This is a genomic window from Streptomyces sp. M-16 (genome assembly GCF_052114405.1).
Classification (GTDB): domain Bacteria; phylum Actinomycetota; class Actinomycetes; order Streptomycetales; family Streptomycetaceae; genus Streptomyces.
In genome coordinates, this window is sequence record NZ_JBFRER010000004.1 from 1 (window position 1) to 12515 (window position 12515).

The following is a 12515-nucleotide window of genomic DNA, read 5'->3' on the forward strand; positions in this document are numbered from 1 at the left end:
GCTTCCTTTGTACTCACCCTCTCGGGCTTTCCTCCGGGCTTTCGTTCTGTGTTCTTGCGTTTCCGACTCTATCAGACTCTTTCGTGTCCGATTTCCTCGGTGCTTTCGAGGTTCTGCGCATTCGCGCTTTCCCTTTCCGGCGGTTCCGACTCTATCAGATTCTTTTTCCTGGCCGTTACCGGCTGGATTGGAATTCCGATGGCCTTCGGGGGGCCTTTCCCTTTCGGGTGGAATCAGACTTTATCAGGTCTCCCTGGTTCTGATTCCCACCCGCCCGCACGTGGCAACGGGCACACGTGTGTGCCCGGGTCCCTGCGAGGTGGAGACGTAAACGTACTGGAGCGGGGCCCCCGGACGCAAATCCGGTTGCCCCGCTCCAGTGAGGTCGCTACGAACGCGGAGGTCAGACCTCTACGACGACCGGGAGGATCATCGGGCGGCGGCGGTAGCTGTCCGACACCCACTTGCCCATGGTCCGGCGGATGAGCTGCTGGATCTGGTGCGGCTCGGCGACGCCGTCGGCGGCGGCGCGGGCGATGGCTTCCTCGATCTTCGCGGCGACCGCGCCGAAGGCCGGGTCCTCGATGCCGGAGCCCCGGGCCTGGATGTTCGGGCCGCTCACGACCTTGCCGGTGGTGCTGTCGACCACGACGTAGACCGAGATGATGCCCTCGTCACCGAGGATGCGGCGGTCCTTGAGGGAGGCCTCGGTGACGTCGCCGACCGAAAGGCCGTCCACGTACACGTAGCCGGCCTGGACCTTGCCGGAGATCCGGGCCTTGCCGTCGATCAGGTCGACGACCACGCCGTCCTCGGCGATGACGATGCGGTCCTTCGGGACGCCCGTCATGGCACCGAGCTCGGCGTTGGCGCGCAGGTGGCGCCATTCGCCGTGGACCGGCATCAGGTTCCGCGGCTTGCAGATGTTGTAGAAGTACAGCAGCTCGCCCGCGGAGGCGTGGCCGGAGACGTGCACCTTGGCGTTGCCCTTGTGCACGACGTTGGCGCCCCAGCGGGTCAGGCCGTTGATCACGCGGTAGACCGCGTTCTCGTTGCCCGGGATGAGGGACGACGCCAGGATGACCGTGTCGCCGGGGACGATGCGGATCTGGTGGTCGCGGTTGGCCATGCGGGACAGGGCCGCCATCGGCTCGCCCTGGGAACCCGTGCAGACCAGCACGACCTCGTCGTCCGGCAGGTCGTCGAGGGTCTTGACGTCGACGACCAGGCCGGCCGGAACCCGCAGGTAGCCCAGGTCACGGGCGATGCCCATGTTCCGGACCATCGAGCGGCCGACGAACGCGACGCGGCGGCCGTACTCGTGGGCGGCGTCGAGGATCTGCTGGATGCGGTGGACGTGGCTGGCGAAGGACGCCACGATGATCCGCTTCTGGGCACCCGCGAAGACGCCGCGGATGGCGTTGGAGATGTCGCGCTCCGGCGGGACGAAGCCCGGGACCTCGGCGTTCGTCGAGTCCGAGAGGAGGAGGTCGATGCCCTCCTCGCTCAGACGCGCGAAGGCGTGCAGGTCGGTGAGGCGGTTGTCCAGCGGGAGCTGGTCCATCTTGAAGTCACCGGTGCACACGACCATGCCGGCGCCGGTGCGGATGGCCACGGCCAGGGCGTCCGGGATGGAGTGGTTGACGGCGATGAACTCGCAGTCGAAGGGGCCCAGGTTCTCGCGCTCGCCCTCCTTCACCTCAAGGGTGTAGGGGCGGATGCGGTGCTCCTGGAGCTTGGCCTCGATGAGGGCCAGGGTCAGCTTGGAGCCGATCAGCGGGATGTCCGGCTTCTCCCGGAGGAGGTACGGGACGGCGCCGATGTGGTCCTCGTGACCGTGGGTGAGGACGATGCCCTCGATGTCGTCGAGACGGTCCCGGATCGACGAGAAGTCCGGCAGGATCAGGTCGATGCCCGGCTGCTCCTCTTCGGGGAAGAGGACACCGCAGTCGACGATCAGCAGACGGCCGTCGAACTCGAAGACGGTCATGTTTCGGCCGATCTCGCCGAGACCGCCCAGCGGGGTGACCCGCAGGCCGCCCTTCGGGAGCTTCGGCGGCGGGCCCAGTTCAGGGTGCGGATGGCTCAAAAGTTTCTCCTTCACCACGCGCGCCACGTACCCCTGGAGGCACGCGGCGCGCATGTCATTCGTGCACTTGCTTTTGTCTATTCTGATCTTGGTTATTCAGTTGTGAAGTCTGTTGTCAGAGCTGTACCCCGCCGGCGGCAAGATCGATCTTGAGCTGCGCCGTCTCTTCGTCGCTGAGGCCGACGAGCGGGAGGCGCAGCGGGCCCGCGGGCAGGCCCTGGAGGTTCAGCGCGCCCTTGGTGGTCATCACACCCTGGGTGCGGAACATGCCGGTGAAGACGGGCAGCAGCTTCTGGTGGATCTCGGTGGCCTTCTGCACGTCGCCGCCCAGGTGGGCGTCGAGCATGGCACGCAGCTCGGGACTGACCAGGTGGCCGACCACGGAGACGAAGCCGACCGCGCCGACCGACAGGAGCGGCAGGTTCAGCATGTCGTCACCGGAGTACCAGGCCAGGCCGCTCTGGGCGATGGCCCAGCTGGCTCGGCCGAGGTCGCCCTTGGCGTCCTTGTTGGCCACGATACGGGGGTGCTCGGCCAGCCGGACCAGAGTTTCGGTGTTGATCGGGACACCGCTGCGGCCCGGGATGTCGTAGAGCATGACCGGCAGCTCGGTGGCGTCCGCGATGGCCGTGAAGTGCCGGTAGAGGCCCTCCTGCGGCGGCTTGCTGTAGTACGGGGTCACCGCGAGCAGGCCGTGGGCGCCGGTGCGCTCCGCCTGGCGGGCGAGCTCCAGGGTGTGCCGGGTGTCGTTGGTGCCGATTCCGGCCACGACGTGGGCGCGGTCGCCGACCGCTTCGAGTACGGCTCGTACGAGGTCGTTTTTCTCCGCGTCGGTGGTCGTGGGCGACTCACCGGTGGTGCCGTTGATGATCAGGCCGTCGTTGCCTGCGTCCACCAGGTGGACGGCGAGCCGCTGCGCGCCGTCGAGGTCAAGTGCGCCATCCGCCGTAAACGGCGTGATCATGGCGGTGAGGACCCGCCCGAAGGGGGTCTGCGGAGTCGAGATCGGAGCCATGGGTAACACGCTACTCGCTGCCATGCTCGCAGTGTCCCCTCGGGGGACGTCAACACTGGGTTGGAGCCCGGCACTGCCTGCTCGGGGGTTCAAGCAGTGCCGGGTCCGTTTGATCAGCCTAGATGAACTTTACGAAACGCCGCAATACGGACACTTGGGACTTGGTCCGCACATCTGTACGCCGCACGTGCATCGGGCCTTACGGGGCAACGCGACCGTTGCCGTTGAAGGCGGCGTAGGTCAGCGGCATGAGCTTGGCCCACTCCCGCTCCATCTTCTCGCCGACCATCTCGATCTCCCGCTGCGGGAAGGACGGCACCGCCGCCAGCTCGTGCTGGGTGCGCAGACCGAGGAAGTGCATGAGCGAGCGCGCGTTGCACGTGGCGTACATCGAGGAGAAGAGGCCCACCGGCAGGACCGCACGGGCCACCTCGCGGGCCACGCCGGCCGCGAGCATCTCCTGGTACGCCTCGTAGGCCTGGCGGTACGAGTCCTCCATGACCCGGCCCGTCAGCTCCTGCTGCGCCTCGGTGCCCTCGACGAAGACGTACTTGCCGGGACGGCCCTCCTGGACGAGCTTGCGCTCCGCGTCGGGGACGTAGAAGACCGGCTGGAGCTCCCTGTAGCGGCCGGACTCCTCGTTGTAGGACCAGCCCACGCGGTGGCGCATGAACTCGCGGAACACGAAGATCGGGGCGCTGATGAAGAAGGTCATCGAGTTGTGCTCGAAGGGGCTGCCGTGGCGGTCGCGCATCAGGTAGTTGATGAGGCCCTTGGACCGCTCGGGGTCCTTCTGCAGCTCCTCCAGGGACTGCTCGCCCGCCGTGGAGACGCGGGCGGCCCACAGCACGTCGGAGTCGGCGGCGGAGTGCTTCACCAGCTCCACCGTCACATCGCTGCGGAAGCTGGGTTTCTGGTCTGAAGCGGCGGTCTCGCTCACGCGGGGTCCTTCCGAACGGGTCTTTCCTGGGGCGCGCCCACTCTACGGCGCCGACCGGGGGCGGCCGCGCACGCGCCGGGCCCGCCGGAGGGCCGCTCCGGGCGCGCCCGCATCACCCGACCGGCTGACGGACCGCCATGAATTTTGGTTAATGTCCCGAATTCCGGCACCGATTGGGCCCTCCGCTCGTCCTACAGGGAGAACGTGTTCCGTCCCGTCCGCAGCGCCCCCAGGGGCCCGACCGTGAGGAGAGTCGCTCCCGATGTTTCGCCGGCGCGAACCCGTCCCCTTCGCCTTCGTCGCCGAGGCCGACCGATTCCGCAGTAACGTCACTCCGCCGCCGCGCGAGAGTCTGAGCAAGACCCAGATCGCCGCCCGTAGTCTGGTCGGACTGACCGTGGTGGCAGGGCTCGTCGGCTCGCTGCTCTTCGGGATGCCCGCGCTGCAGCCGTACAAGGCGACCGAGAAGGCGCAGCAGTCGGAGGCGTCCGAGGGGCGGTAGCCTCACGGGCACAGCCCAACCGAACGTGCATGTGAGTGAGGTCCAGCCGTGCCCCTGCCCTTCTTGACGGCCGACGGCGTATTCGACGCACAAGAGGACGAAGCCCTCCCGCATGCGGATCCCGAACGCTGGCGGCGCCCCTACCGGCCCGGCCCCTGGCGGGTCGCCGGCGCGGCGCTGCTGCTCCTGGTCTCCGCCTTCATGCTGCTGGCCACGGTGATCATCGCCTTCGCCGGCACCTGGGACGGCGCCGCCGTCGCCGGGGCCGCCTCGCTCACCGTGATCGGCTGCGCGTTGCGCATGCTGCGCACGGGCGTGTGGGTGAGCCCGGCGGGACTCCGCCGGGTCGGGTTCTTCGGGACCCGCTCGATCGCCTGGAGCGAGATCGACACGGTCCGCAAGGTCCAGCAGCCGGTGCGCTGGCTCGGGCTGCCGAGGACCGTGCAGGGACAGGCCCTGACGGTGGCCGGGCACGGCGGCGCGGAGCTCCCGGTGCTGCTGACCGACCACAGCGCCGACTTCCTGTCCCGGGGCGAGGCCTTCGACCGCGCGGCCGGCCGGGTGGAGGCGTGGGCCCGGGAGTACCGGGCCGTGCCCGCCTGACGGCGGGGAGCGGCCCGCCCGTGTGGGGCCCGTACGGGGATCAGACCTGTACGGGCCCTTCGTGTGCCGGCCGGGCGGCGGCGTGCAGGGCGATCGCCCGCTGCATCGCCTTGCGGGCCCGCGGGGTGTCGCGGGCGTCGTGGTAGGCCACGGCGAGCCGGAACCAGCTGCGCCAGTCCCCCGGAGCGTCCTCCGTCTCGGCCTTGCGGCGCGCGAAGACCTCGTCGGCGGAGTCCCGCAGGATCCGCCCGTAGCCGTCCCGTTCCAGTTCGTCGACGGGCAGGCCGCCCTCGGCCTCCAGCTCGGCCGCGAGCTGGTTGGCGCGGGTGACGAACCGGGTGTTCATCCAGAGGAACCAGATGCCGATGACCGGCAGGATCAGCACGGCCGCACCGAAGGTGACGGTGAGCCAGGTGCCCTGCTGGAGCAGCATCACGCCCCGGCTGCCGACCAGGACGAAGTAGACGACCAGGACGGCGGCCGTGAGGAAGTACGTGATCTTCGCGCGCATGGGAGCTACTGCCTCATCAGCCGAGGTCGAGGAAGTTTTCCAGGCCGAAGGTGAGGCCCGGGGTCTGCGTCACGCGGCGGGCGCCGAGCAGGATGCCCGGCATGAAGCTGCTGTGGTGCAGGGAGTCGTGACGGATGGTCAGGGTCTCGCCCTCGCCGCCGAGGAGCACCTCCTGGTGGGCCAGCAGGCCGCGCAGGCGGATGGCGTGCACGGGGACCCCGTCGACGTCCGCGCCGCGGGCGCCGTCGAGGGCCGTCGCGGTGGCGTCGGGCTGGGCCCCGAGCCCGGCCTCGGCGCGGGCGGCCGCGATGAGCTGGGCCGTACGGGTCGCCGTACCGGAGGGGGCGTCGACCTTCTTCGGGTGGTGCAGCTCGACGACCTCGACGGATTCGAAGTAGCGGGCGGCCTGGACGGCGAACTTCATGGTGAGGACCGCGCCGATGGAGAAGTTCGGGGCGATGAGCACCCCGGTCCCGGGGGAGGCGGCGAGCCAGGTGTCCAGCCGTGCGAGGCGGTCCTCGGTCCAGCCGGTGGTCCCGACCACGGCGTGGATGCCGTGGCCGATGAGGAAGTCGAGGTTGTCCATCACCGAGTCGGGGGTGGTCAGCTCGACCGCGACCTGGGCGCCCGCCTCGGCGAGCGCCTCCAGCTTGTCGCCACGGCCCAGGGCCGCCACCAGCTCCATGTCCTCGGCGGCCTCGACCGCCTTGACCGCCTCGGAGCCGATGCGGCCCCGGGCGCCGAGGACTGCCACGCGCAGCTTGCTCATGTTGCTTCCTTCGTGTCCGTACGGAACTAGGCGACCGCTTCGTCGAGGCGGGCGGCCTGCTTCTCCTTGAGCGGGCCGATCACGGCGAGCGAGGGCCGCTGTGCCAGTACATCCTGGGCGACCGCGCGGACGTCGTCCGGGGTCACGTCCGCGATGCGGGACAGCATGTCGTCCACCGACATCTGGTCGCCCCAGCACAGCTCGCTCTTGCCGATCCGGTTCATGATCGCGCCGGTGTCCTCCAGGCCGAGGACCGTGGAGCCGGACAGCTGGCCGATGGCGCGCCGGATCTCCTCGTCGGTGAGGCCTTCGGAGGCGACCTTGTCGAGCTCGTCGCGGCAGATCCGCAGCACGTCGTGGACCTGGCCGGTCCGGCAGCCCGCGTAGACGCCGAAGAGACCGGTGTCGGCGAAGGCCGAGGTGTACGAGTACACGCTGTAGGCGAGGCCGCGCTTCTCCCGGACCTCCTGGAAGAGGCGGGAGGACATGCCGCCGCCGAGGGCGGTGTTGAGCACGCCCAGGGCCCAGCGGCGCTCGTCGGTGCGGGCGATGCCCGGCATGCCGAGGACCACGTGGGCCTGTTCGGTCTTGCGGTTGACCAGGTCGACGCGGCCTGCGGTGCGGATGCGCTTGGTGCCGGTGCGGGGACCGATCGGCGCCGCGTCGGTGTGTCCGAGCGCGCCGGCCTTCTCGAAGGCCGCGCGGACCTGGCGTACGACCTTGTTGTGGTCGACGTTGCCGGCGGCGGCCACGACCAGGCGGGTGGGATCGTAGTGCTTCTTCCAGAAGCGGCGGATCCGGTCGGCGCCGAGGGCGTTGATCGTGTCGACGGTGCCGAGGACGGGGCGGCCGAGCGGCGAGTCCCCGTACATGGTCTGCGCGAACAGGTCGTGGACCATGTCGCCCGGGTCGTCCTCGGTCATCGCGATCTCTTCGAGGATGACCCCGCGCTCGGCGTCGACGTCCTCCTCGCGGATCAGCGAGCCGGTGAGCATGTCGCAGACCACGTCGATGGCCAGCGGCAGGTCGGTGTCGAGCACCCGGGCGTAGTAGCAGGTGTACTCCTTCGCCGTGAAGGCGTTCATCTCGCCGCCGACCGCGTCGATGGCGGAGGAGATGTCGAGGGCGCTGCGCGTGGCGGTGCCCTTGAAGAGGAGGTGCTCCAGGTAGTGCGTGGCGCCGTTGAGGGTGGGCGTCTCGTCCCGGGAGCCGACGTTCGCCCAGATGCCGAAGGTGGCGGAGCGGACGGAGGGCAGCGTCTCGGTGACGACGCGCAGGCCGCCGGGCAGGACGGTGCGCCGGACGGTGCCGATGCCGTTCTGCCCCTTGAGCAGGGTTTGGGTACGGGCGACGGCCCGCCCCTCCGAAGAGGGGCGGGCCGTCACACGCGAACTACGCGACGTCACTTGTCGGAGTCGTCCTTGTCAGCGTCGTCACCGGCGGCCTCGCCGTCGATCACGGGGATCAGGGAGAGCTTGCCGCGCTGGTCGATCTCGGCGATCTCGACCTGCACCTTGGTGCCGACCGCGAGCACGTCCTCGACGTTCTCCACGCGCTTGCCACCGGCGAGCTTGCGGATCTGCGAGATGTGCAGCAGGCCGTCCTTGCCGGGCATCAGGGAGACGAAGGCACCGAAGGTGGTGGTCTTGACGACCGTACCCAGGTAGCGCTCGCCGACCTCCGGCATGGTCGGGTTGGCGATCGCGTTGATCGTGGCGCGGGCGGCCTCGGCGGCCGGGCCGTCGGAGGCACCGATGTAGATGGTGCCGTCGTCCTCGATCGTGATCTCGGCGCCGGTGTCCTCCTGGATCTGGTTGATCATCTTGCCCTTGGGGCCGATGACCTCACCGATCTTGTCCACGGGGATCTTGACGGTGATGATCCGCGGGGCGAACGGGGACATCGCGTCCGGCGTGTCGATCGCTTCCATCATCACGTCGAGGATGTGGAGGCGGGCGTCGCGGGCCTGGGTGAGGGCCGCGGCCAGGACGGAGGCCGGGATGCCGTCCAGCTTGGTGTCGAGCTGGAGGGCGGTGACGAACTCCTTGGTGCCGGCGACCTTGAAGTCCATGTCGCCGAAGGCGTCCTCCGCACCGAGGATGTCGGTGAGGGCGACGTAGTGCGTCTTGCCGTCGATCTCCTGGGAGATCAGGCCCATGGCGATGCCGGCGACGGGGGCCTTGAGGGGCACGCCGGCGTTCAGCAGCGACATGGTGGAGGCGCAGACCGAGCCCATGGACGTCGAACCGTTGGAGCCGAGGGCCTCGGACACCTGGCGGATCGCGTAGGGGAACTCCTCGCGCGTCGGCAGGACCGGCACGATCGCGCGCTCGGCGAGCGCGCCGTGGCCGATCTCGCGGCGCTTGGGGGAGCCGACGCGGCCGGTCTCGCCGACGGAGTACGGCGGGAAGTTGTAGTTGTGCATGTAGCGCTTGCGGGTCACCGGGGAGAGGGTGTCCAGCTGCTGCTCCATGCGGAGCATGTTGAGGGTGGTGACGCCCAGGATCTGGGTCTCGCCACGCTCGAACAGCGCCGAGCCGTGCACGCGCGGGATGGCCTCGACCTCGGCGGCGAGGGTACGGATGTCCGTGAGCCCGCGGCCGTCGATGCGGACCTTGTCCTTGATGACGCGCTCGCGCACCAGGGCCTTGGTCAGGCTGCGGTAGGCGGCGGAGATCTCCTTCTCGCGGCCCTCGAAGGCCGGGAGGAGCTTCTCGGCGGCGATCTCCTTGATGCGGTCCAGCTCGGCCTCGCGGTCCTGCTTGCCCGCGATGGTCAGCGCCTGGGAGAGCTCGCCCTTGACGGCGGCCGCGAGGGCCGCGTACACGTCGTCCTGGTAGTCCAGGAAGACCGGGAACTCGCCCTCGGGCTTGGCGGCCTTGGCGGCCAGGTCGGCCTGGGCCTTGCAGAGGACCTTGATGAACGGCTTCGCGGCTTCGAGGCCGGAGGCGACGATCTCCTCGGTCGGCGCCTCGGCGCCGCCCTTGACGAGGGCGATGGTCTGCTCGGTGGCCTCGGCCTCGACCATCATGATCGCGACGTCGCCGTCTTCGAGGGTGCGGCCCGCGACGACCATGTCGAAGACGGCGTCCTCGAGCTCGGTGTGCGTCGGGAAGGCCACCCACTGGCCGCGGATCAGCGCGACGCGGACGCCGCCGATCGGGCCGGAGAAGGGCAGGCCGGCCAGCTGGGTGGACGCGGACGCGGCGTTGATCGCGACGACGTCGTACAGGTGGTCGGGGTTGAGCGCCATGATCGTCGCGACGACCTGGATCTCGTTGCGCAGGCCCTTCTTGAAGGACGGGCGCAGCGGGCGGTCGATCAGGCGGCAGGTGAGGATCGCGTCCTCGGAGGGACGGCCCTCACGGCGGAAGAAGGATCCGGGGATCTTGCCGGCCGCGTACTGGCGCTCCTCGACGTCCACCGTCAGGGGGAAGAAGTCGAGCTGGTCCTTGGGCTTCTTCGACGCGGTGGTGGCGGACAGCACCATCGTGTCGTCGTCCAGGTAGGCAACGGCGGAGCCGGCGGCCTGGCGGGCCAGACGGCCCGTCTCGAAGCGGATGGTGCGGGTGCCGAAGGAACCGTTGTCAATGACGGCCTCGGCGTAGTGGGTCTCGTTCTCCACTAGCGTTTTCTCCATTTTCGTCGTCTCCGTCCACCACCCGTGTGGTGGGGGACGGTTTCGGAGAAGCGCTCCTGGCGTGCGGGCCGGTCTTCGATCGAAGCACCCGGTTCCGATCCCCGTCACGGGGATTTCCGGATGCCACTACCGAGGACCGGCGGCGTAGGGCCGGCGCTCCTCCTCTTCGGTCGTGCGCTGTGTCCAGACTACAAAGCGTCCGGTACGCCGCGCACGTACAGCAAAGGGAGCGGCCCCATCGGTGTGGGAACCGCTCCCTTCACAGCGTCTTTACTTGGCGCCGGCCGCACCGCGACGGATGCCGAGGCGCTCGACCAGCGTACGGAAGCGCTGGATGTCCTTCTTGGCCAGGTACTGCAGCAGGCGGCGACGCTGGCCGACCAGGATCAGCAGACCACGACGGGAGTGGTGGTCGTGCTTGTGGGCCTTCAGGTGCTCGGTCAGGTCCGAGATGCGGCGGGAGAGCATCGCGACCTGGACCTCGGGAGAGCCGGTGTCGCCCTCCTTGGCACCGAACTCTGCGATGATCTGCTTCTTCGTAGCGGCGTCGAGCGGCACGCGTACTCCTCGTTTGGTCTTCGTAGCCACCGAGTGCCCCAGGTCGAATTCTCTGGGGATCTTCCGTAACTCGGGAGGCGGGGTCCGCTGAGCGCAGCCTCCAGAGGATGTCCGGGGGCGCGTACACAAACGGCCGTCACACAGCGTACCAGGCTGCCGGGTCGCGCCGTCTCAGCTGGTGAGAGAGCGGGCGCGGCCGTAGACGTCGAGCACGGCCAGGGTCAGCGGGACCAGGCTGAGCAGTACTGCGGCCTCGGTGAGGTCGAGCAGCCGTCCCCAGAAGGGTGACAGGCCCTTGCGGGGGATGACAAGCGCAATTCCCGCGAGGAGGGCCGCGCCGGCGGCGACGGCGGCCGAGAGCCAGATCGTACGGAGGTCCAGGCCGCCGCGGTCGTGGTAGCGCACGAAGTCGAACATCAGATCGATGGGCGGGTGCAGCGCGAGGCCCAGGACCAGCAGCGCCACGGAGGCCAGGCCGGCGACGAGGGCGCAGACCACCTGGGAGGTGTACCGGAAGAGTCGCGCCCGCAGCAGCATGGCCAGGCCCGCGGCCAGGGCCAGCAGCCGGCCCCAGGTGTTGTCGGAGAAGCCGAGGACGGCGGCCGAGCCCACGACCACGGCGGCGCAGCCCCCGACCAGGCCGAGGAGCATCTCGTGGCCGCGGCGGGCCTGGGCGGCGATCTGCTCGGCGTCGAGCGGGGCGCCCTGGTCGTGCCCGGGGGCGGCGGGGGCGTCCGGGTCGAGGCCGGGGGCGCTCTCGTAGCGGTCCGGGGTCCCTGCCGGGTACTCGATGTACTCGGCCGCGCTGCGCGGGGCGGCGTACCCGATGGGCAGCCGGGCGAAGCGGGCCGAGAGGCCGGGGAGGAAGGCGACGAGCCCGATGGCGACGGGGGCGCAGACGGCGGCGGTCGCGGTGGCGGAGGCCTCGGCGGCGATGGCGGCGAAGGTGGCCAGGGTCCCGGTGGCGGCGAGGAAGGTGGCCGCGACGAAGGGGGCGTCGCCGTGCGGGGTGAGCGCCACGAGGGCCACGGAGGCGACGAGCACGCAGAGGCAGCCGAGCAGGAACTGCAGACGGCCCGGACCGTGGCCCGCTCCGGCGGCGACGATGCCGGAGCCGGCGATCAGGAGGTGCGGCAGGCCGCCCAGGCCGAGCGCGACCGCGGAGCCGCGGTCGCGGTAGACGCGGGCGCGCACCCCGGCGGCGGCGGTGAGCAGGACGCCCACCGCCCCGGCGATGATCCCCGGCAGCCCGTGCATGTCGTGCCGGAGGGGGTCGGCGTACCAGAGGACGAACCCGAGCAGGACGAGCAGCAGGGCGGCGCCGGCCAGGCCCGCCCCGCGCAGCATGTCGTCGCTCCAGCGGTGCCGGTCGCGCACGACCGCCGCGGCGACGGCGTCGGAGACGTCGTCGAAGACGGCCGGCGGCAGGGACTCGGCGAAGGGGCGCAGGCTGAGCACCTCGCCGTCGAGGACCTGCTGGGCGGCGAGGGTGCGGGCTCCGTCGAGGACGGCGCCGGAGCGGCGCACGAGGTGGAATCCGGTGGGGGCGCCGACGGGCTGGGTCTGGCCGGTGAGGCGCAGCAGCTCCGGATAGACGTCGGCGACGGCGATGTCCTCGGGGAGGGCGACGTCGATGCGGCTGTCGGGAGCCACGACGGTGACCCTGCAGAACCCCGTCGCCTCGGCCGTACTCACCTGTGGGACCCCCTGATTGGCGCCGGTGGCGGCGTCGGATTCGCGGATGCGCATGCTGCGCGCGCCACCCTACCCGGCGGGGGTGTGACTGTCGGCAAGTAGGATCACCGGGCGCGGAGGAGTCCCCCTCCACGCCCGGGACTTGGGGGCGCCGGTTGCGACGTCCCGTCCGTTTTCAAGGGATTGATGCTCC

Annotated in this window: 11 protein-coding genes; 2 read left to right on the forward strand and 9 right to left on the reverse strand. The window is 70.0% G+C overall.

Annotated elements, in window-relative coordinates; all coding sequences use genetic code 11:
- Positions 1–403 precede the first annotated feature (403 nt).
- From AB4039_RS02715 to thyX, 3 genes are all read right to left on the reverse strand, one after another.
- Positions 404–2089 (reverse strand): ribonuclease J, encoded by a 1686-nt coding sequence (locus AB4039_RS02715; protein ID WP_266842733.1) that lies wholly within the window; start codon positions 2087–2089, stop codon positions 404–406.
- 115 nt (positions 2090–2204) lie between these two features.
- The gene (gene dapA, locus AB4039_RS02720) at positions 2205–3104 is read right to left on the reverse strand and encodes a 4-hydroxy-tetrahydrodipicolinate synthase (RefSeq protein ID WP_442269893.1); all 900 of its coding nucleotides are present in this window, start codon (positions 3102–3104) and stop codon (positions 2205–2207) included.
- Between the two features lie 199 nt (positions 3105–3303).
- Positions 3304–4044: an FAD-dependent thymidylate synthase gene (gene thyX, locus AB4039_RS02725; RefSeq protein ID WP_030227608.1), complete on the reverse strand. Its 741-nt coding sequence runs from the start codon at positions 4042–4044 to the stop codon at positions 3304–3306.
- Positions 4045–4306: 262 nt separating this feature from the next.
- On the opposite strand from thyX, the gene AB4039_RS02730 reads away from it, so the two are divergent.
- Both AB4039_RS02730 and AB4039_RS02735 read left to right on the forward strand, forming a co-directional pair.
- Positions 4307–4546, forward strand: coding sequence for a hypothetical protein (locus tag AB4039_RS02730; RefSeq protein WP_266573617.1), 240 nt, complete (start codon positions 4307–4309; stop codon positions 4544–4546).
- Positions 4547–4594: 48 nt separating this feature from the next.
- On the forward strand, positions 4595–5149 hold the full coding sequence (locus AB4039_RS02735; RefSeq protein WP_266842728.1) for a PH domain-containing protein: 555 nt from the start codon (positions 4595–4597) through the stop codon (positions 5147–5149).
- A gap of 40 nt (positions 5150–5189) precedes the next feature.
- Here AB4039_RS02735 and AB4039_RS02740 read toward each other — a convergent pair whose 3' ends face one another.
- The 6 genes from AB4039_RS02740 to eccD form a co-directional block, all read right to left on the reverse strand.
- Positions 5190–5660, reverse strand: a complete 471-nt coding sequence (locus AB4039_RS02740) for a hypothetical protein (RefSeq protein WP_266842726.1) — start codon at positions 5658–5660, stop codon at positions 5190–5192.
- 16 nt (positions 5661–5676) lie between these two features.
- Positions 5677–6429: a 4-hydroxy-tetrahydrodipicolinate reductase gene (gene dapB, locus AB4039_RS02745; RefSeq protein WP_266842725.1), complete on the reverse strand. Its 753-nt coding sequence runs from the start codon at positions 6427–6429 to the stop codon at positions 5677–5679.
- 26 nt (positions 6430–6455) lie between these two features.
- Complete coding sequence (locus tag AB4039_RS02750) at positions 6456–7835, reverse strand: M16 family metallopeptidase (RefSeq protein ID WP_266842723.1); 1380 nt, start codon at positions 7833–7835, stop codon at positions 6456–6458.
- Positions 7832–10054, reverse strand: coding sequence for a polyribonucleotide nucleotidyltransferase (locus tag AB4039_RS02755; protein ID WP_266844075.1), 2223 nt, complete (start codon positions 10052–10054; stop codon positions 7832–7834). The genes AB4039_RS02750 and AB4039_RS02755 overlap by 4 nt, the downstream gene beginning before the upstream one ends.
- 285 nt (positions 10055–10339) lie before the next feature.
- On the reverse strand, positions 10340–10627 hold the full coding sequence (gene rpsO / locus AB4039_RS02760) for a 30S ribosomal protein S15 (RefSeq protein WP_030227598.1): 288 nt from the start codon (positions 10625–10627) through the stop codon (positions 10340–10342).
- Positions 10628–10798: 171 nt separating this feature from the next.
- Positions 10799–12376 carry a type VII secretion integral membrane protein EccD gene (gene eccD, locus AB4039_RS02765; protein WP_442269894.1) on the reverse strand — a complete coding sequence of 526 codons (1578 nt, stop codon included), beginning with the start codon at positions 12374–12376 and terminating at the stop codon, positions 10799–10801.
- Positions 12377–12515: the final 139 nt, after the last annotated feature.